The organism is Variovorax sp. GW821-FHT06D12 (assembly GCF_059419205.1).
In genome coordinates, this window is record NZ_JBWKRI010000012.1 from 96352 (window position 1) to 116266 (window position 19915).

Below are 19915 nucleotides of genomic sequence, written 5' to 3' on the forward strand. Positions count from 1 at the left end.
GATAACCGGAAGGCGCCGGGCACTGCGGCGCAGGAAGGGAATGCGGACTGCGGGCATGGTGAACGGCTCAGGCGCGCGTGGCGGCTGCAAGCGCGGCGGCCCGCGGCCTGACGCGCAGCAGCAGCCCCGCCGCCACCAGGCCGGCCACGCCGGCACAAGCCATCGCGGCATGGAAGCCGCCCGCGAGCGCATCGCTCAGGAGCCGCTGCGCCATGCCGGGGTCGAGCGCGGCCAGCGCGCCGAGGTCGTGGCGGGACACCGCCGCCACGGCCGCCTGCGGTGCGTCGGGCACGCCGGCACGCGCGAGCGATTCGGCCATCAGCGCGGTGGCGCGCGTGCGCATCAGCGTGCCGAGCAGCGCGATGCCGATCAGCATGCCTCCCTGGCGCAGCGCGTTCATAGTGGCCGAGGCCATGCCCGAGCGCTGCGCGGGCACCGAGGCCATCACCGCCGTGCTCGTGGCCGGTACGGCCAGGCCCGCGCCCGCCCCCAGCGCCACGAAGAGCAGCGCCAGCGGCAGGTAGGGCGTGTCGGCCGAGAAGAACGTCAGCAGCAGCATCGCCACGCCGATCAGCCCGTAACCCGCGACCATCAGCGTGTGCACCTCGAAGCGGCGCGCCAGCCGGCCGAACTGCGAGGCCACGAGGCCGGTCGCCACGAACTGCGGCACCAGCCGCCAGCCGGTCTCGCTGGCCGACCAGCCCTGCACCTGCTGCAGGAACAGCGAGAAGAAAAACAGGCTGGCGTAGGTCGAGAAGCCCAGCACGAACGAAGCGAAGTTGGTGACCGAAAAGCGCGCGTCGCGGAACAGCGCGAGCGGGAGCAGCGGCCGTTCCACGCGCGCCTCCACCGCCAGGAACAGCGCCAGCCCGACACCCGCCGCGACGAGCGCGACCACCGCGTGGCGCGAGCCCCAGCCGTGTTCGCCCGCGGCAATGAGCCCGTAGGTCAGCGCGCCCAACCAGAGCACGCTGAGCACCTGCCCGGCCGGATCGAGCGCCGCGTGCTCGGGGTGCGAGGACTCGCGCAGGCCCCACATGCCCAGCGCCACGGTCAGTACGCCGATCGGCAGGTTGATGAGGAAGATGCTCTGCCAGCCCGCGTGGTCCACCAGCAACCCGCCGAGCATCGGCCCGAGGATCAACGACAGCGCCGTGAACGACGACCAGCCGCCGATCACCCGCGCGCGGCTCGCCGGCTCGGGGAAGGCATGCGCCAGCAGCGACAGCGCGCCCGGAATCATCAGCGCGCCAGCCACGCCCTGCACCGCGCGACCCGCGAGCAGCATCGGCAGCCCCGACGCCATCGCGCACATCGCCGAGCCCACGGTGAAGACCACCACGCCGGCCAGCCAGGCGCGCTTGCGGCCGTAGCGGTCGCCGATCGGGCCGGCCGACAGCATGAAGGCCGACAGGCACAGCGCATAGATGTCGATCACCCACTGCAGCCCGGCCAGGTCGGTGGCGAGCGCGCGCTGCAGCGTGGGCAGCGCCACGTTGACGATGCTCACATCGAGCGTGGCAATGAAGCTGCCGAGGTAGACCGCCGCCACCAGGGCTAGGCGGCGGCGCGGATCGGCAGCCGCCGACGGGGAATGGGAGTCCATGGACGCCTTCGGGTCAGGAACGAAGAAGGCGTCGATACTGACTTTGAGTCAGTATTTTGTCAATCAAATGAGAATTACTGTTATTTGCAACGTGGGATTCAAACCGCTGTCTGAAGCGACCGCGATAAATGCGGTCGGGATACTGCGATAAATCAGGCCCCAGGCAGTTGCGGTATGAGCAAAAGAATTACGAAGCGGGAGGCCTCTCTTCAGCTTAGGCCGTCTTCGCGCGACGGCCATCGCGAAGCGCCCTTAACTCTTCTCGTCTCTTCAACGCGCTGGGGACATTGGTGCTCAAGCTCTCCATGTATAGGCAGTCCGTTTCCTCCCAGAACGAAGCGACCGCGGTCACCAGCCTCCGAAGTAGAGCGCGGTCGATTGCCGGGCTGCCGCGCACCGGATTGGATTGCTGATCGCCCGGCAGCCTAGGCAGCAACTCCGATGGATGAGGAGGCTCCCAAAGCTCAGGGTGCGACTTCCACAGCCGCTCCAATGAGGGCCCCTCGCCGTGGCGGCACACGTTGCCCAGCAGATGAAGCATTGAGAGATCCGAGTACTCTGCGAAAGCAGTAAGCGGAACGCCGCGAAGTTCTTCAAACAACGCCTCCACATTGCCCCATGTCGGCACTTTCGCTCGCTCGGCTGCGCCGCGCACTCTCAACACGGTCGCACACTCCTTCAAGTAGGTCCGGAGTTGCCTTTCCCATAGAGACTGGATCGCAAGGCAGTAGCCCTGCGATGTGGCGTGATACAGCAGATCATGATCCTGCATGGCAAACACGGCGAGAAACTGATCCTCAGATTCGTTCAATGCTGCAACCCGAGCCTCCAGGACGTCGAACCCGGGCTCAATGACCTCGTCGAGCAAGCACTGCGCAGTCGCGCCGAACTTGGCGGCGATGATGTCGCCGTAGCAGTTTTTCCAGCGGATCGACTGTGTCATTGAACTTCCTTGATGAGCCGTCACAGCTTCAATCCCCAGGTCGCCTTGGCGCCCAGCGCCAGCACGCCGCCCACCACCCAGAACACGCCGGCAATGCCGATCAGCGCGCCGAGCGAGCCGAACAGCATCGGCATCGCGACGCTCGATGCGTTGATGGTCATGAGCCGCAATCCGAGTGCTTCACCGTGCCGCGCATGCGGCGTGATCTGGTGCAGCATGCTCATCACCATCGGTTGCACTGCGCCGAGCGCGAAGCCGAGGATCACGGAGCAGATGCCCATGGTCCACGGCGAATTCAGCAGCGGGTAGATGGCGAACACGGCCGCAGTGACGACGGTCGAGCTCAGGATCACGCTGCGCTCCGACGCACGCGACGCGATCAGCGGCAACACGATGCGGATGACTGCCGCGGCGATCGCGAAGGCGCCGAGGATGGAGCCGATCACCGAGGCGCTGATGCCCCTGTCGTGGCCCAGCACCGGCAGCACGAAGGCGTGCACGTCCCAGCTCGACGACTGCAGCCAGTTCACGAACAGCAGGCGGCGGAACATCGGCTCGCGCAGCAGGTCCCAGGCGCGCGTGGGCGCGGCGCCCGGCACCGGCGCCACCCGCGGCGGCTCGTGCGCGCCGCGCGCCAGCAGCCAGCACAGCAGCGGCAGGAAGGCCATCACGGCGAAGCAAATGCGAAAGGCCAGCAGGTCGGCCGGCGCACGGCCGGCGTGGTCGATCAGCATCCCGGCCAGGAAGGGCCCGACGAAATTCGCCGCCGCCGGCGCGATGGCCAGCCAGCTGAACACGCGCTTGAGTTGCGTCGGGTCGGTGGCCGAGCGACCCACGTGCCGCTGCAGCGCGATGACGGTCGCGCCGGTGGCACCGCCAGTCAGCAGCGCGGCGATGCACATGACGGGGAACACCGGAAAAATCAGCGCCAGCCCTGCCCCGCCCGAGGCCGCAATCACCGACAGCCACAGCGGCCGCTTGAGCCCGTGCCGGTCGGCGAAGCGCCCGGCCGGCAATGCAAGAAACACCTGGGTCAGCGCGAACAGCGCGATCAGCAGGCCGACGGCCGCTGCGCTGTAGCCTTGCTGCAGCGCGAGCAGCGGGGTGGCGAGCCGCATGCCCGCCATCGTGGCGTGCAAACAGACCTGCGCCACGATGACGCGCAGCAGTTCAGAACCTTTCACGGGGTGTCGTCGCCCTCGCTGTCAGTGTCGGCCGTGGGCGGCAGCAGCGCCTGCGACTGCGCCTCGGGCAAGGCCTCGACCTTGCGCAGCGCCAGGCGCATCTGCTTGGCACGCGTGTCGGCCTTGTCGATGGTGTCGGAAGCCTTGGCCACCTGTTCCTTGATGCGCGCCACCCATTCGCCGTAGCGCTCGAACTCGGTCTTGACCGCGCCCAGCACCTTCCAGACCTCGGAGGCCTGGCGCTCCAGCGCCAGCGTGCGAAAGCCCATGTGCAGGCTGTTGAGCATGGCGAGCAAGGTGGTCGGGCCGGCCAGCGTCACGCGGTGCTGGCGCTGGATCGCATCCATCAGTCCGGGGCGGCGCAGCACCTCGGCGTAGAGGCTTTCGACCGGCAGGAACAGGATCGCGAAATCGGTGGTGTGCGGCGCCGCGAGGTAGTTCTCGGCGATCGACTTGGCCTCGACGCGGATGCGTGTCTCGAGCGCCTTGGCCGCGGCCTCGGCGCCGGCGGCATCGGCGCGCTCGTGGGCGTCGATGAGGCGTTCGTAGTCGTCGCGCGGGAACTTGGCGTCGATCGGCAGCCACACCGGCGCGCCGTCGTCGCCGCGCCCCGGAAAGCGGATCGCGAAGTCGACGCGCTGGCCGCTGCGCGGCTTGGTCTCGACCTGGCGCGCGTACTGCTCGGGCGTGAGCACCTGCTCGAGCAGCGCCTCGAGCTGCACCTCGCCGAACACGCCGCGCGTCTTCACGTTGGTCAGCACGCGCTGCAGGCTGCCCACGCCGACGGCCAGCGTCTGCATCTCGCCCAGGCCCTTGTGCACCTGCTCGAGCCGGTCGGCCACCTGCTTGAAGCTTTCGCCCAGGCGCGCTTCGAGCGTGCTCTGCAGTTTTTCGTCGACGGTCTTGCGCATCTCGTCGAGCTTGGCGGTGTTGCTCTGCTGCAGCTGGGCGAGCTGGGTTTCCATGGTCGTGCGCACCTCGGAAAGGCGCCGCGCGTTCGATTCGCTCAGGCCCTGCAGCTGGGTGTTCAGCGTGTCGGCCAGGGTCTTCTGCAGCGACGCGAGCTGCAGCGCGAAGGCGTCGAGCTGCGCGTTCTGCGTGCGCGTGGCCTCGGCGCCCTGCTGCACCAGCGACTGCTGGAAGGTGGCGAAGGCCTGCGCGGTTTCCTGGCGTGCACCGCGCGAGCCCTCGCCGATCTCGTGGCGCAGCTCGCGCTCGGTGCGTTCGTTGGCGCGGCCCATGGCGGCGAGCACGCCCAGCATTTCGCTGTGGTCAGGTGGGGGTGGCCGGCGGGCCAGCAGCCAGATGACCAGCACCAGCTGCACCACGGCGAATGCGGTCAGTGCGAGAAGAATCAGATCCGTCAGTTCCAAGGTGGGGGCGTGTCGCGCTCGCGGTCAGGTTTCGGGTTACTTCGTGGCCGCCGGCACCGGCGTGACAGGGGTCAAGGGCCCCTTGCCGCTGCCCCAGGCGATGAGGTTGTCGGCCGCCAGGTCGGCCATGGCGCGGCGCGTGGGCACGGTGGCGCTGGCGATGTGCGGCGTGAGCACCACGTTGGGCACGGTGAGCAGGTCGGGATGGACCTTGGGCTCGCCCTCGAACACGTCGAGGCCGGCGGCGGCGATGCGCTTCTCGCGCAGCGCCACGGCCAGTGCCGCGTCGTCGACGATGCCGCCGCGCGCGATGTTGACCAGCGTGGCGGTCGGCTTCATGAGCGCGATCTCGGCCGCGCCGATGGTGTGGTGCGAGGCTGGCGAGTACGGCACGACCAGCACGACGTGGTCGGCGGTCTTGAGCAGCTCTTCCTTGCCGACATAGCGGGCCTTGCATTCGGCTTCGAGCGCGGCGTCGAGGCGCGAGCGGTTGTGATAAATCACGTTCATGCCGAAGCCGTGCGCGCCGCGCCTGGCGATGCCCTGCCCGATGCGGCCCATGCCGATGATGCCGAGCGTCGAGCCGTGGATGTCGGAGCCGGCGAACATGTCGTAGCTCCACTTTTCCCATTTGCCCGCGCGCAGGAAGTGTTCGCTCTCGGTGATGCGGCGCGCGGTGGCCATGAGCAGCGCGAAGCCGAAGTCGGCCGTGGTCTCGGTCAGCACGTCGGGCGCGTTGGTGCCCAGCACGCCGCGCGCGGCCATGGCGTCGACGTCGAAGTTGTTGTAGCCCACGGCCATGTTGGCGCAGATCTTCAGCTCGGGGCAGGCGTCGAGCACGGCGGCATCGATGCGCTCGCTGCCGGTGGTGAAGGCGCCCTGCTTGCCTTGCAGCTTCGCGATCAGCTGGTCCTTGCCCCAGGTCTCGTCGGCCTGGTTCGACTCGACCTCGAAATGCTGCGCGAGGCGCGCGAGGGTTTCGGGGAACACCGCGCGCGCGACCAGGATCTTGGGCTTGCTGCTGCTCATGGAACGTGTCTCTTTCTTTGAAGGGCTGGAAGGATCAACGGAAGAAGATGAAGGTGCACAGGACGAACAGCGGGACCAGGATCGCCCCCGACCACGCCATGTAGCCGAAGAAGCTGGGCATGCGCACGCCGCGGCTTTCGGCGATGGCCTTGACCATCAGGTTCGGCGCGTTGCCGATGTAGGTGTTGGCGCCCATGAACACGGCGCCCGCCGAGATGGCGGCCAGCGTGCTGGCATAGGTGGTCATGAGCGCCGCCGGGTCGCCGCCCGCCGTGTTGAAGAACACGAGGTAGGTCGGCGCGTTGTCCAGGAACGAGCTCAGGATGCCGGTGGCCCAGAAGTACATGGCCGGGTCGGGCTGGCCGTCGGCGCGCGTCACGGCCGCCACGATGGCGCCGAACGGGCCCTGCGTGCCGGCCTTGAGCATGGCGATCACCGGGATGATGGTCAGGAAGATGCCGGCGAAGAGCTTGGCCACCTCGGCCATCGGGCCCCACTCGAACTGGTTGTCGGCGTGCACCTTGGGCGCCGTGAGCTTGTACGAGACGACGGCGATCAGCGCCAGTCCTACGTCGCGCACCAGGCCCGGCAGGCCGACCTCGGTGCCGAACACGTCGAACACCACGGGCGATTTCCAGAAGCCGCTCAGCAGCACCAGCGCGACGATGCCGCCCAAGAGCCAGAAATTGGCCGCACCGTCGAAGCCCAGGCGCGGGGTGTCGGGCGTCGGGTCGACGGGCAGCACGCCGTCCTTGCGGTAGAAGTGGCGGTCGATGGCATAGAACAGCGCCAGCAGCACGGCCAGGATGAAGATGGTCTCGGGCAGGATGTGCTGCGCGGTCCAGAAGAAGCCCACGCCCTTGAGGAAGCCGAGGAACAGCGGCGGATCGCCCAGCGGCGTGAGCGAGCCGCCCGCGTTCGACACGATGAAGATGAAGAACACGATCACGTGCACCTTGCGCTGCCGGTTGTCGTTGGCCCGGATCAGCGGCCGGATCAGCAGCATCGAGGCGCCCGTCGTCCCCATGAAGCTCGCGAGCACCGCGCCGATGGCCAGGATCGCCGTGTTGAGCCCGGGCGTGCCGTGCAGGTTGCCGCGGATGTGGATGCCCCCCGCCACGGTGAACAGCGCCGTGAGCAGGATGATGAACGGGATGTACTCGGCCACCAGCGCATGCACCAGCTGCACGCCCGCCAGCCCCGCGCCGTAGGTCGCGGCAAAAGGCAGCAGGAAGGCCAGCGCCCAGGCGGCGGAAATCTTGCCGTAGTGGTGGTGCCAGAACGCGGGCGTGGCCAGCGGCAGCAACGCGATGGACAGCAGGATGCCGGCGAACGGCACGCCCCACAACGGCGAGAGCGCCGCACCGTCGAAATCGGCGGCGAAGGCCAGGGCGGGAAAGAGCATCGGCAGCGCCGCGGCTGCCGTCAGTCGGATCGTTTTCTTCATGGGGGCTGTACCGTACCAGACAGGTCAGTACAGCCTTCAAACGGGGGGTTGTTCGATCTCGAACACCTGGCGCAGGTAGGCCAGGTATTTCTCGTCCTCGCACATGTTCTTGGACGGCGTGTCCGACAGCTTGGCCACCGGCTGGTCGTTGCACTGGATCATCTTGATGACGATCTGCAGCGGCTCGTAGCCCAGGTCGTTGGTGAGGTTGGTGCCAATGCCGAAGGCCAGCAGGCAGCGGCCGCGGAACTGCTGGTACAGCTCGATGGTGCGCGGCACCGTGAGGCCGTCGCTGAAGATCAGCGTCTTGGTGAGCGGATCGACCCGGTTCGCGTGGTAGTGCGCCAGCATGCGCTCGCCCCACTGGAACGGGTCGCCGCTGTCGTGGCGGGCGCCGTCGAAGAGCTTGCAGAAGTACAGGTCGAAGTCGCGCAGGAACGCGCTCATGCCGTAGACGTCGGACAGCGCAATGCCCAGGTCGCCGCGGTATTCACGGGCCCAGCTCTCGAAACCGAAGATCTGGCTGTCGCGCAGCCGCGGGCCCAGCGCCTGGCAGGCCTGCAGGTACTCGTGCGCCATGGTGCCCAGAGGGATGAGCCCGAGCTTCATGGCGTACAGCACGTTGCTGGTGCCCGCCAGCTGCGGCAGCCGCTCGCCCGCGGGCGACTTGGCCGGCGGCGAGGCCACGGCGCCGAGCCGCTGGGTCAGGGTGCGCAGCACTTCCTCGTGCCAGTCCTTCGAGAAGCGGCGGCGCGTGCCGTAGTCGGCGATCTTGAGGTCGCCCAGGCCGGCTTCCTGCAGCTGGCTGATCTTGAGGTCGAGGCGGCGGCGGCCTTCCTCGAAGTCGGGGTTCTTCTGCGTGTTGCGAAAGTAGACCTCGTTCACGATGGCCAGCACCGGGATCTCGAACAGGATGGTGTGCAGCCACGGCCCCTTGATGCGGATCTCGAGCTCGCCCGAGGGCTGGGGGATGACGTTGATGTACTTCTCGTTGAGCCTGAACAGGCCCAGGAAGTCGACGAAGTCGCTCTTGATGAAGCGCATCGAGCGCAGGTAGGCGAGTTCGGCGTCGCGGAACTGCAGCGAGCACAGGCTGCGGATCTCGTCGCGGATCTGTCCCGCGAACTGCGCGAGGTTGACGCCCGGGTTGCGGCACTTGAAGCGGTACTCGACCCGCGCCCCCGGAAAGTGGTGCAGGACCACCTGCATCATCGTGAACTTGTAGAGGTCGGTGTCGAGCAGGCTGTGAATGATCATGGTGCGGTGCGCGGTGTCTCGGGTCTCTGTCGTCGGCGTCCGTTCCATTATCACGGCCTGCGTCGGCCTGTGCCTACGAGTGCCGGCCTGCACGTCCTACCGGCAGGGTGAATCACCCACGCGACATTGATTTCACGGCGGCGGCATGTTCCGCCGGGTCATCACTCTTTCTCAAGGAGATTCGCATGAACAAGGACACCATCGAAGGCAACTGGAAGCAGCTCAAGGGCAAGATCAAGGAGCAGTGGGGCAAGCTGACCGACGACGACTTCGACGTCATCGCCGGCAAGCGCGACCAGTTGCTGGGCCGCATCCAGGAGCGCCACGGCATCAGCCGCGACGAGGCCGAAAAGCAGGTGAAGGACTGGGAATCGCGCGACGGCCGCTCGCCGGACGCACTCTGGTTCGAGAAGAACTGAGAAAGAAGCAGGCGCCCTGCGCCCTTCCCTTCTCTTTCCCTGTCATTCACCGCAAAGGACACACACCATGAAAAAACAACACCTCGTCATGCTCGCCCTCGCCTCCACCTTCTTCGTCGCCGGCCAGGCCGGTGCAATGACCAAGGACGAGTACAAGGTCGCCAAGGAAAAGGTCGAGGCCGACTACAAGGTCGCCAAGGCCCAGTGCGACACGATGAAGGACAACGCCAAGGACGTCTGCCAGAAGGAAGCCAAGGGCAAGGAAGAAGTGGCCAAGGCCGAGCTGGAACAGCAGTACCAGCCGAGCGACAGCCATGCCCGCAAGGTGGCCGAAGAAAAGGTGAAGGCGGCCTATGAAGTCGCGAAGGAAAAGTGCGACGACCAGAATGGCGCGGCCAAGGACGCTTGCGTGAAGCAGGCCAAGGCTGATGAAGCCCAGGGCAAGGCCGACATCAAGGCCATGAAGAAGACGATGTAAGCGGGGTCACACCCCACTCACCCACGAACGGCGCCTGCGGGCGCCGTTTTTCATGCGCGGGCGCTCAGGCGCGCAGCGAATCGACCACCTGCTGCAGCGCCTCGGGCAACGGCACCGGCCGCTGCGTCGCGCGGTCGACGTACACATGCACGAAGTGCCCCTGCGCGGCCGCGGTGTCGGAACCCTCGGCGAACAGCGCGATCTCGTAGCGCACGCTCGAGCGGCCCGCCTGCGCCACGCGGATGCCCGCCTCCACCGTCTGCGGGAAGGCCACCGGCGCGAAGTAGTTGCACTGCGTCTCGACCACGAAGCCGATGGTCTGGCCGCCGTAGATATCGAGCGCGCCGCGCTCGATGAGCAGCGCGTTCACCGCGGTGTCGAACCAGCTGTAGTAGACGACGTTGTTGACGTGGCCGTACATGTCGTTGTCGGCCCACCGCGTCGGGATGCTGCGAAACGCCCGGTAGGCGCTGCGGGTGTGGGGCGTGGGCTTGGGGGTGGAGGTCGGGGCGCTCATCGCGCGGCATTTTGCCAGCGGCGCCAGTAATCGAGCGCCACCCGGAAGGTGCCCAGCTGCACCTGCACCGTCTCGGCGATGTCGCTGGCGTAGCCGCCGGCCATCGCGAAGGCCGTGGGGATGCGGCGCTGCCAGGTCCAGTCGAACACGCGGCGGTCGCGCGCCTCCAGGCCGTCGAAGCTCAGCTTGAGGCGGCCGAGCCGGTCGCGCTCGAAGGGGTCGGCGCCGGCCAGGTAGATCACGAGGCCGGGCGAGAAGCGGCGGTCGAGCTCGTCGAGCGCGTGCTCCAGCGCCGCCAGGTAGTCGGTGTCGCCGCAGCCGTCGGGCAGCTCCACGTCGAGGTCGCTCGCCTCCTTGCGGAACGGAAAGTTCTTCTGGCCGTGCACCGACAGCGTGAACACGCTCGGGTCGCCCTGGAAGATGCGGGCGGTGCCGTTGCCCTGGTGCACGTCGAGGTCGATCATGGCCACCCTGAGCAGCCGGCCGGAGCGGGCCTGCTCGACCTGCATCAGCCGCGCGGCCACCGCCGCATCGTTGAAGACGCAGAAGCCGCTGCCCTTGTCGGCGTAGGCGTGGTGCGTGCCGCCCGCCATGTTGGCCGCTACGCCACCCGCGAAGGCGGCCCGGCAGGCGGCGATGGTGGCGCCGGTGGAGCGGCGCGAGCGCTCGACCATCGCCTCGCTCCACGGAAAGCCGATCTCGCGCATGGCCTGCGGGCTCACGCGGCCTTCGCTGACGGCGGCGATCCATTCGGGGGTGTGGGCCAGCGCCAGCTCGTCGTCGGTGGCGCGCGGGGCCGGGTCCATCTCGACGGCCGGCAACTGCTCCTGCAGGCGATCGCGCAGCATCGCGTAGCGCGACATGGGAAAGCGGTGGCCCGGCGGCAGGGGCAGGACGAACTGCCCGGAATAGAAAGCACGCATGGCCGCATTCTGGCCGCGCAGGCCGGATTTAGAAGGCCGCTTCTAAATTGCTGCAGAGCAGCAAAAACCACTTGATCGCCTCGTTCAGCTGCCTATACTTGAGGCCATGCTGCACCGCAACATAGACGACGAGGCGCAGCGCAACGTGAATCGACCACCCCATCATCCTTTCTGGAGATCTCAAATGGCCCTGACCGCTGACCAAATCCTCGCCGCCCAAAAAGCCAACCTCGAAACCCTGTTCGGCCTGACCACCAAGGCCTTCGAAGGCGTCGAAAAGCTGGTCGAACTGAACGTGACCGCTTCCAAGGCCGCCCTGACCGAAGCCCAGAGCACCGCCCAGGCTGCCCTGAGCGTCAAGGACGCCCAAGAGCTGCTGACGCTGCAAGCCAGCCTGCTCCAGCCCCTGGCCGAAAAGACCGCTGCCTACAGCCGTCACCTGTACGACATCGCCCAAGGCACCAGCGCCGAATTCTCGAAGGCTTTCGAAGCCAAGGCCGCTGAAGCCCAGCAAGCCTTCGTCGGCCTCGTCGACAGCGCTTCCAAGAACGCCCCCGCCGGTTCGGAAACCGCCGTTGCCGTGCTGAAGAGCGCCGTGGCTGCCGCCAACAACGCTTTCGAGTCGGTCCAGAAGGCCGTCAAGCAAGCGTCGGACGTCGCCGAAGCCAACTTCAACGCCGTGTCGACGCAAGCCGTCGCCGCCGCCAAGACGGCCACCGCTTCGCGCAAGCGCTAAGCACCGACCACCACCAGTTGTCTCCTTGGGTCCTCACGGATCCAATTCAGGGCCTCATCTTCGGATGAGGCCTTTTTTTTGGGGTATTTGTTGCTCGCCCCCAGGCTGCGCGCACTTCGTGTCGCTTCGCCAACCCCCTACCGGGGGCAACACCTGAGGCACGGCAAAGCCGGTTCCTCGGTGTTCCTGGCACTTGCGGGCTCATTCGATAATGCCGGTCTCATTTCAGGAGACTCTCAATGCAGATCGACGGCAAAGTTTTTATCGTGACCGGTGGCGCTTCGGGCCTCGGCGAAGGCACGGCGCGCATGCTGGCCGCCAACGGCGCCAAGGTGGTGATCGCCGACATGCAGGCTGACAAGGGCGAAGCCGTCGCCCGCGAGATCGGTGGCGTGTTCGTCAAGTGCGACGTGAGCCAGGAAGCCGACGGCCAGGCCGCCGTGGCCGCCGCGCTCAAGCTCGGCAAGCTGGTCGGCCTCGTGAACTGCGCCGGCATCGCACCGGCCGAGAAGACCGTGGGCAAGAACGGCCCGCACGCGCTGGCCGTGTTCAGCAAGACCGTCACGGTCAACCTGATCGGCAGCTTCAACATGATCCGCCTGGCGGCCGACGCCATGGGCAAGAACGAGCCCGAAGCCACCGGCGAGCGCGGCGTACTGATCTCGACCGCCTCGGTCGCGGCCTACGACGGCCAGATCGGTCAGGCCGCCTACAGCGCCTCGAAGGGCGGCGTGGTCGGCATGACCCTGCCCATCGCCCGCGACCTCGCGCGCAGCGGCATCCGCAACATGACCATCGCCCCCGGCATCTTCGGCACGCCCATGCTGTTCGGCATGCCGCAGGAAGTGCAGGACGCGCTGGCCGCCAGCGTGCCCTTCCCCTCGCGCCTGGGCACGCCCGAGGACTACGCCAAGCTGGCCAAGCACATCATCGAGAACGACATGCTCAACGGCGAGGTGATTCGTCTGGACGGAGCGATTCGATTGGCCCCTCGCTGATCTCGGACGCCGGCGGCTTCGTGCTGCCGGTGCGGTCCAGGCGTTCGTAATTCGCGATCACCTGGGCCCCGAGCAGCACCAGCATGGCGGCGATTTCCAGGCTCAGCAGCACCACGATCGCCGTGGTGAGCGAGCCGTAGACGATGTTCACCTGCGACAGCGTCGAGAAGTACCAGATCAGCACGCGCCGCGTGGCCTCCCACAGCAGCGCGGCGGTCACGCCGCCCAGCAGCGCATGGCGCAGCGACATGCGCCCCGCCGGCATCACGAGGTAGAGCGAGGTCAGCATGAAGATCTCGCCGCCCAGCCCCAGCAGGTACAGCAGCAGGCCCGAAATGCCCGACAGCGACCAGCTGCGCCCCAGCAGGTCGACGCTTTCCTGCCCCACCAGCTGCAGCGCCCCCGACACCAGCGTGACCAGCAGCAGCCCCGCGCACAGGCTCAGGATGTAGAGGTACGGCATCGCCACCGACACGAGGAAGTGGCGCTTGTGATCGTCCTTGCGGTGGTGAAAGATCACCGCCATCGCGCTCTCGAGCACGCTGAACGCCAGCGAACTGAAGAAGATCATCGTCACCAGCAGCACCGGCCCGAGCACCGAGCGGTGGTCCAGGAAGCTCGACAGCTCGGCCACGATCGCTTTCGACTGCCCCGGCAGCAGCCATTCGAGGTAGCGCCCGATGGTGCGCAGCAGCTCGGCCTGGTCGATCACGTGCGACAGCGCCATCACGCTCACGATCAGCAGCGGCACGATGGACAGCAGCGCGTAGTACGCCACCGCCCCCGCCAGCAGCAGGCCCTGGTTGGCGCGAAAGTCCTTGAGCGCGCCCCAGACGAAGCGCAGCGGATGGCGCAGCAGCGGCGCGGCGTGTTGCAAAGGCAGTGGCGTCTTCATGCGTGATGTGGATTTGCGGCGGGGTTCAGTATGCCGCCCGTGCGCTTGCGTATGATTTGCCGCTCCCCGCAGCCATGACCATCCCCGCTTCATTCATCCAGGAACTCATCGCGCGCGCCGATGTGGTCGAAATCGTCGGCCGCTACGTCCAGCTCAAGAAGGCCGGCGCCAATTTCATGGGGCTGTGCCCCTTCCACGGCGAGAAGTCGCCCTCGTTCTCGGTCAGCCCGGCCAAGCAGTTCTATCACTGCTTCGGTTGCGGCGTGCACGGCAACGCCATCGGCTTCCTCATGGAACATGCGGGCATGGGCTTCGTCGAGGCGGTGCACGACCTCGCCGGCCAGTACGGCCTGCAGGTGCCCGAGGACGACGTCTCGCCCGCCGAACGCGCCCGCGCCGCCAGCCAGCGCCAGAAGCAGGCCACGCTGACCGACGTGCTAGAGAAAGCCGGCGACGCCTACCGCAAGGCGCTGCGCCAGGCGCCCGGCGCCATCGACTACCTCAAGGGCCGCGGCGTGTCGGGCGAGATCGCCAAGCAGTTCGGCATCGGCTACGCGCCGGCCGGCTGGCGCGCGCTGGCCAGCGTGTTTCCCGACTACGACGACCCGCTGCTCGCCGAGAGCGGGCTGGTGATCGTCAACAACGAGGAAGGCAAGCTCAGCGACGAGGAGGCCAAGCGCTACGACCGTTTCCGCGACCGCGTGATGTTCCCGATCCGCAACGTCAAGGGCGAGTGCATCGGCTTCGGCGGGCGCGTGCTCGGCGACGAAAAGCCCAAGTACCTGAACTCGCCCGAGACGCCCGTCTTCAGCAAGGGCCGCGAGCTCTACGGCCTGTACGAGGCGCGCGCCGCCTTCCGCGACCGCGGCTACGCGCTCGTCACCGAGGGCTACATGGACGTGGTGGCGCTGGCCCAGCTCGGTTTTCCGAACGCGGTGGCCACGCTGGGCACGGCCTGCACCACCGAGCATGTGCAAAAGCTCTTCCGCTTCACCGAATCGGTGGTGTTCAGCTTCGACGGCGACGCCGCCGGCCGCCGTGCCGCGCGCAAGGCGCTCGACGGCGCCCTGCCCTACGCCACCGACACGCGCAGCATCAAGTTCCTGTTCCTGCCGGCCGAGCACGACCCCGACAGCTACATCCGCGCGCACGGCGCCGAGGCCTTCGCGGGCTTCGTGGCCGAGGCCACGCCGCTGTCGCGCTTCATGCTCGAGGCCGCCCGCGAAGGCTGCGACCTGAGTTCCGCCGAGGGCCGCGCCCACATGACGAGCAACGTGCGCCCGCTCTGGAGTGCCATGCCCGATGGCGCGCTCAAGCGGCAGCTGCTCAGCGAGATCGCCACGCTGGTCCAGCTCGACGCCGCCGCGCTGTCCGACCTGTGGGCCACCGCCTCGCCCGGCCCACGCAAGGGCGCCGGTGCGCCATCCCAGGCGCCGCAGCGCCACAGCGAGCCCGACAGCTACGGCAACGACCCGGGCGACTACTACCCGGACCTGCCGCCGACGCAGGACTACGAGCCCCCGCGCTACGAAAGCGAGAGCAAACCCAAGTTCCAGCCGCGCAAGTTCACCAAGGGCAAGCGCTGGGGCGGCAAGTTCGAGGAACCCATCGAGCCGCTGCGCGGACGCGGCAAGCCGCCGAGCCGGCCCGACGTGGCGGTGCGGCTGGTGCTGTCGAACATGGCGCAGTGGGAGGCGCTGTCCCACGAGCTGCACGTGATGCTGTGCGACCTGCCGGGCGAGCACGGCGCCCTCTTCACCTGGCTGGACAGCCAGCTGCACGAGCATGGCGTTCAGCCCTGGGCAGCGCTGCGCGAAGGCCTGCGCGGGCTCGATTTCGCGCCGCTGGCCGAGCGCCTCATGAGCGTCTCCGAGGCCGGGCCGGTGCCCGAGGGCGAGGAAGAACAGCACCTGGCCGAGGCCGCCAAGGAGCTGGGGAGCGTGCTCGACTTCATGCTCGACGACCGGCTCAAGGCCCAGCAGAGCGAGGCCATCGCTTCGGTTGGAAAAGACCCGAAAGCCCTGGAGCGCTACAAGGCGCTGGAAGCCCGCCGGCTCGAATTGCGAGACCGCATTCGCGCCTCGGGGACAGATACTGCTTGAAATTTGCGCAACAGGCTATAATGTAGGGCTTCGCAACTGGCGAAATTAGGCAAGAGCGACAGCAGCACCTCCGGGCCGACCCCTAGCGCAACGCACTCCAACGGTAAATTCCGGCGGAAAGGGTCAATAACCGCAAGGACTGCACACCAAATGTTCGCCCGACATCTTGCCTGGTGAGGAATTAATTCCTCGTTTCCCAATTGTTTTGTCCGTGCCTGTGCACGGGCATGGTGGTGCTGTCCGCGTGGCAGCGCGCCTGTGATCCCGCTTGTCTTTTCTTGTCGTAACGAGGTCGTATGCCCAGTTCAAAGAAGCCTGCTCCTTCACTTGCCAAAAGCGCCAAGAGCGCTGCCACCAAGCCCGCAGCAGAGAAACCGCTGAAAGCCGGTGCCAAACCGGCAACCAAGACGGCTGCCGCCGCGTCCAAAACGGCAGCCGCAACGAAAGTGAAAACCGTGCCCACGAAATCGACCTCTCTCGACGATCCAAAAAAAGCCGCGGCCACTGCCACGGCTGCCCCCGCCGCCAAGAAAGTTGGCCGTCCGCCCAAGGCCGCCGGCGCTGCCGCCGCGCCCGCCACCGGCGCCAAGCGCGGGCGCAAGCCCAAGGCCGCCAAGGAAGCCGGCGAGAGCGACATCGACCTGTCGGACATCGAGGAAGACCTGGCCGGTGACGAGCCCGCGGCCGTCGCGACCACTGAAGAGAAGGTCAAGCCGCTGCGCATGAAGATCAGCAAGGCGAAGGAACGCGCCTTGATGAAGGAGTTCGGCCTCGACGAGACCGTGCTCTCCGAAGAAGACCTGGCCAAGCGCCGCTCGCGCCTGAAGACCCTGATCACGCTGGGCAAGACCCGCGGCTACCTCACGCACGGCGAAATCTCCGACCACCTGCCCGACAAGCTGGTCGACGCCGAGACCATGGAAGTCGTGGTCACCATGCTCAACGACATGGGCGTGGCGGTGTACGAGCAGACGCCCGACGCCGAAACCCTGCTGCTGAACAACACCGCGCCCACCGCCACCACGGTGGAAGAAGCCGAGGAAGAAGCCGAAGCAGCTCTCTCCACGGTGGACAGCGAATTCGGCCGCACCACCGACCCGGTCCGCATGTACATGCGCGAAATGGGCACGGTCGAGCTGCTGACGCGCGAAGGCGAAATCGAAATCGCCAAGCGCATCGAAGGCGGCCTGATGGCCATGATGGAAGCCATTTCGGCCTCCCCCGCCACCATCGCCGCGATCCTCGAAATGGCCGCGACCATCCGTGAAGGCAAGGTCGTCATCTCGACCATCGTGGACGGCTTCTCGAACCCGAACGAGGCCGACGACTACGTGGCCGAAGAAGACTTCGACGAATTCGACGAAGAAGACGACGACGACGGCAAGGGCGGCTCCAAGGCCCTGACCAAGAAGCTCGAAGAACTCAAGAACGAAGCCCTCTCGCGCTTCGACCGCATCGCCGAGATGTTCGAGAAGATCCACAAGATCTACGAGAAGGAAGGCTACGGCACGCCCGCGTACACCAAGGCCCAGCAGGCCGTGTCCGACGAGCTGATGACCATCCGCTTCACGGCCAAGACCATCGAGAAGCTGTGCGACCTGGTGCGCACGCAGGTGGACGACGTGCGCAAGAAGGAACGCGAACTGCGCCGCATCATCGTGGACAAGTGCGGCTTCCCGCAGGACGAGTTCATCCGCGACTTCAGCGGCTTCGACAAGAACGGCAACCGCATCGCCTCCAACCTGCTGAACCTCAAGTGGGTCGAGAAGCAGGCCGCGGCCGGCAAGCCCTGGAGCGCCGTGCTCGCGCGCAACATCCCGCCGGTGCAGGAACTGCAGCAGAAGCTCACCGACATCCAGTCGCGCGTGGTGGTGCCGCTGACCGAGCTCAAGGACATCAACAAGCGCATGAACGAGGGCGAATCGTCCTCGCGCGATGCCAAGAAGGAAATGATCGAGGCCAACCTGCGCCTCGTGATCTCCATCGCCAAGAAGTACACCAACCGCGGCCTGCAGTTCCTGGACCTGATCCAGGAAGGCAACATCGGCTTGATGAAGGCTGTCGACAAGTTCGAATACCGCCGCGGCTACAAGTTCTCGACCTACGCCACGTGGTGGATCCGCCAGGCCATCACCCGCTCGATCGCCGACCAGGCGCGCACCATCCGCATCCCGGTGCACATGATCGAGACGATCAACAAGATGAACCGCATCTCGCGCCAGCACTTGCAGGAGTTCGGCTTCGAGCCCGACGCCGGCATCCTGGCCGCCAAGATGGAGATCCCGGAAGACAAGATCCGCAAGATCATGAAGATCGCGAAGGAGCCGATCTCGATGGAAACCCCCATCGGCGACGACGACGATTCGCACCTGGGCGACTTCATCGAGGACAGCAGCAACACGGCCCCCATCGAGGCCGCCATGCAAGCTGGCCTGCGCGACGTGGTCAAGGACATCCTCGACTCCCTCACGCCGCGCGAAGCCAAGGTGCTGCGCATGCGCTTCGGCATCGAGATGTCCACGGACCACACGCTGGAAGAAGTCGGCAAGCAATTCGACGTGACCCGCGAACGCATCCGCCAGATCGAAGCCAAGGCGCTGCGCAAGCTGAAGCACCCGTCGCGTTCCGACAAGCTGCGCAGCTTCATCGACACCCTGTAATCCAGGTTCGCTGAAGCCCAAGCGCCCGCCTTGCCCCTCACCCGGGCGGCGGGCGTTCTCGTTTTTCCATCGACACACGACAAGTACAACGGAGCCGCCTTTCCATGAATCCCGACGCAGACAAACTCTGGCAGGCCCCGCGCTGGGCGCTTGCCGTGCTGCTCGCCGTGCTGGGCATGCTCGGGCCCTTCTCCATCGACACCTACATCCCGGCCTTCTCGGGCATCGCGAAATCGATCGGCGCCACGCCGGCCGAGATGCAGCAGACGCTGTCGGCCTACCTGTTCGGCTTCGCTTTCATGAACCTGTTCCACGGCGCGCTGTCGGACAGCTTCGGCCGCCGGCCCGTGGTGCTGTGGGGCCTGGCCGTGTTCACGCTGGCCTCGCTGGGCTGCGCGCTGTCGCAGAACATCACGCAGCTGGTGCTGTTCCGCGGCCTGCAGGGCCTGTCGACCGGCGCCGGCATCGTGGTGTCGCGCGCCGTCATCCGCGACATGTTCCCGCCGGCCGAGGCGCAGCGGGTCATGAGCCAGGTCACGATCTACTTCGGCGTGGCGCCGGCCATCGCGCCCATCGTGGGCGGCTTCCTGTTCGTGCACGCGGGCTGGCACTCGATCTTCTGGTTCCTCGTGGCCGTGGGCGTGGTGCTGTTCGTCGCCAACTACAAGCTGCTGCCCGAGACGCTGCACAAGGACCACCGCCAGCCCTTCCAGGTGCGCCACCTGATGCGCGGCTACCGCGACCTGTGCTCCGACCCGCGCTTCCTGCTGCTGGCCTTCGCGAGCGGCGTGCCCTTCAACGGCATGTTCCTCTACGTGCTGGCCGCGCCAGCGTTCCTGGGCGACCACCTCGCGCTGCAGCCACAGCAGTTCTTCTGGTTCTTCCTGCTGACCATCGGCGGCATCATGCTCGGCGCGCGCGCCAGCGGCCGCATGGCCGGCAAGGTGGCGCCCAAGCGGCAGATCCGCGACGGCTTCCTGATCATGATGGTCACCTCGGTGGTCAACGTGGTGGCCAACATCTTTTTCCAGGCGCATGTGGCCTGGGCCGTGTGGCCGCTGGCGGTGTTCGCCTTCGGCTGGGCGCTGATGGTGCCGGTGGTCACGCTGCTGGTGCTCGACCTGCACCCCGAGCGCCGCGGCATGGCCTCGTCATTGCAGGCCGTGATCGGCTCCACCGCCAACGGCGTCGTGGCCGGCGCGGTGGCGCCGCTGGTGATGCACTCCACGCTGGCACTGGCCCTCACCTCCGCGCTGATGCTCTCGATCGGGCTGGTCGCCTGGGTCTGGCTGCACCACCGTTGGCCCGACATCGGGCGTCGGGTGGCACACGAAGAAGCCTGAGGGGG

General features: G+C 66.9%; 17 protein-coding genes. 7 read left to right on the plus strand and 10 right to left on the minus strand.

Translation table 11 applies throughout. The features are described from left to right. Positions 1 to 67: 67 nt before the first annotated feature. From AC07SQ_RS29705 to pncB, 7 genes are all read right to left on the minus strand, one after another. Positions 68 to 1606, minus strand: a complete 1539-nt coding sequence (locus tag AC07SQ_RS29705; protein ID WP_495273383.1) for an MFS transporter — start codon at positions 1604 to 1606, stop codon at positions 68 to 70. Positions 1607 to 1820: 214 nt separating this feature from the next. Next, positions 1821 to 2549 (minus strand): hypothetical protein, encoded by a 729-nt coding sequence (locus AC07SQ_RS29710; protein WP_495273382.1) that lies wholly within the window; start codon positions 2547 to 2549, stop codon positions 1821 to 1823. A gap of 20 nt (positions 2550 to 2569) precedes the next feature. Continuing rightward, on the minus strand, positions 2570 to 3733 hold the full coding sequence (locus AC07SQ_RS29715; RefSeq protein ID WP_495273381.1) for an MFS transporter: 1164 nt from the start codon (positions 3731 to 3733) through the stop codon (positions 2570 to 2572). After that, the gene (locus AC07SQ_RS29720; RefSeq protein ID WP_495273426.1) at positions 3730 to 5100 is read right to left on the minus strand and encodes a DNA recombination protein RmuC; all 1371 of its coding nucleotides are present in this window, start codon (positions 5098 to 5100) and stop codon (positions 3730 to 3732) included. Before AC07SQ_RS29720 ends, AC07SQ_RS29715 begins: the two co-directional genes overlap by 4 nt. A 42-nt stretch (positions 5101 to 5142) precedes the next feature. Continuing rightward, positions 5143 to 6135, minus strand: coding sequence for a 2-hydroxyacid dehydrogenase (locus AC07SQ_RS29725; protein ID WP_495273380.1), 993 nt, complete (start codon positions 6133 to 6135; stop codon positions 5143 to 5145). 34 nt (positions 6136 to 6169) lie between these two features. Then, positions 6170 to 7582: a sodium:proton antiporter gene (locus tag AC07SQ_RS29730; protein WP_159272588.1), complete on the minus strand. Its 1413-nt coding sequence runs from the start codon at positions 7580 to 7582 to the stop codon at positions 6170 to 6172. 36 nt (positions 7583 to 7618) lie between these two features. Then, on the minus strand, positions 7619 to 8839 hold the full coding sequence (pncB, locus tag AC07SQ_RS29735; protein WP_070059637.1) for a nicotinate phosphoribosyltransferase: 1221 nt from the start codon (positions 8837 to 8839) through the stop codon (positions 7619 to 7621). Between the two features lie 185 nt (positions 8840 to 9024). Here pncB and AC07SQ_RS29740 point away from each other — a divergent pair, with 185 nt between their 5' ends. Together AC07SQ_RS29740 and AC07SQ_RS29745 are read left to right on the plus strand one after the other, a co-directional pair. Continuing rightward, on the plus strand, positions 9025 to 9258 hold the full coding sequence (locus AC07SQ_RS29740) for a CsbD family protein (RefSeq protein WP_095950977.1): 234 nt from the start codon (positions 9025 to 9027) through the stop codon (positions 9256 to 9258). A gap of 67 nt (positions 9259 to 9325) precedes the next feature. Continuing rightward, complete coding sequence (locus AC07SQ_RS29745) at positions 9326 to 9736, plus strand: hypothetical protein (RefSeq protein WP_095950978.1); 411 nt, start codon at positions 9326 to 9328, stop codon at positions 9734 to 9736. Positions 9737 to 9800: 64 nt separating this feature from the next. Here AC07SQ_RS29745 and AC07SQ_RS29750 read toward each other — a convergent pair whose 3' ends face one another. Continuing rightward, positions 9801 to 10253 (minus strand): acyl-CoA thioesterase, encoded by a 453-nt coding sequence (locus tag AC07SQ_RS29750; protein ID WP_495273379.1) that lies wholly within the window; start codon positions 10251 to 10253, stop codon positions 9801 to 9803. Beyond that, positions 10250 to 11176 carry a histone deacetylase family protein gene (locus tag AC07SQ_RS29755; RefSeq protein WP_495273378.1) on the minus strand — a complete coding sequence of 309 codons (927 nt, stop codon included), beginning with the start codon at positions 11174 to 11176 and terminating at the stop codon, positions 10250 to 10252. The genes AC07SQ_RS29750 and AC07SQ_RS29755 overlap by 4 nt, the downstream gene beginning before the upstream one ends. Before the next feature lie 184 nt (positions 11177 to 11360). Here AC07SQ_RS29755 and AC07SQ_RS29760 point away from each other — a divergent pair, with 184 nt between their 5' ends. Both AC07SQ_RS29760 and AC07SQ_RS29765 read left to right on the plus strand, forming a co-directional pair. Beyond that, positions 11361 to 11912: a phasin family protein gene (locus AC07SQ_RS29760; protein ID WP_495273425.1), complete on the plus strand. Its 552-nt coding sequence runs from the start codon at positions 11361 to 11363 to the stop codon at positions 11910 to 11912. A gap of 239 nt (positions 11913 to 12151) precedes the next feature. Beyond that, positions 12152 to 12910, plus strand: coding sequence for a 3-hydroxyacyl-CoA dehydrogenase (locus AC07SQ_RS29765; protein ID WP_056590186.1), 759 nt, complete (start codon positions 12152 to 12154; stop codon positions 12908 to 12910). Here the strand turns inward: AC07SQ_RS29765 and AC07SQ_RS29770 are convergent. After that, positions 12858 to 13805 (minus strand): YihY/virulence factor BrkB family protein, encoded by a 948-nt coding sequence (locus tag AC07SQ_RS29770; protein WP_062470568.1) that lies wholly within the window; start codon positions 13803 to 13805, stop codon positions 12858 to 12860. The two genes, AC07SQ_RS29765 and AC07SQ_RS29770, sit on opposite strands and share 53 nt — an antisense overlap. Before the next feature lie 74 nt (positions 13806 to 13879). Between AC07SQ_RS29770 and dnaG the strand changes: the two genes are divergently transcribed. The 3 genes from dnaG to AC07SQ_RS29785 all read left to right on the plus strand — a co-directional run bounded on the left by dnaG (position 13880) and on the right by AC07SQ_RS29785 (position 19910). Next, positions 13880 to 15907 carry a DNA primase gene (gene dnaG / locus AC07SQ_RS29775; RefSeq protein WP_495273377.1) on the plus strand — a complete coding sequence of 676 codons (2028 nt, stop codon included), beginning with the start codon at positions 13880 to 13882 and terminating at the stop codon, positions 15905 to 15907. 296 nt (positions 15908 to 16203) lie between these two features. Beyond that, positions 16204 to 18567 carry an RNA polymerase sigma factor RpoD gene (gene rpoD / locus AC07SQ_RS29780; protein ID WP_095950669.1) on the plus strand — a complete coding sequence of 788 codons (2364 nt, stop codon included), beginning with the start codon at positions 16204 to 16206 and terminating at the stop codon, positions 18565 to 18567. 104 nt (positions 18568 to 18671) lie between these two features. Further along, complete coding sequence (locus tag AC07SQ_RS29785) at positions 18672 to 19910, plus strand: multidrug effflux MFS transporter (protein WP_495273376.1); 1239 nt, start codon at positions 18672 to 18674, stop codon at positions 19908 to 19910. Positions 19911 to 19915 lie beyond the last annotated feature (5 nt).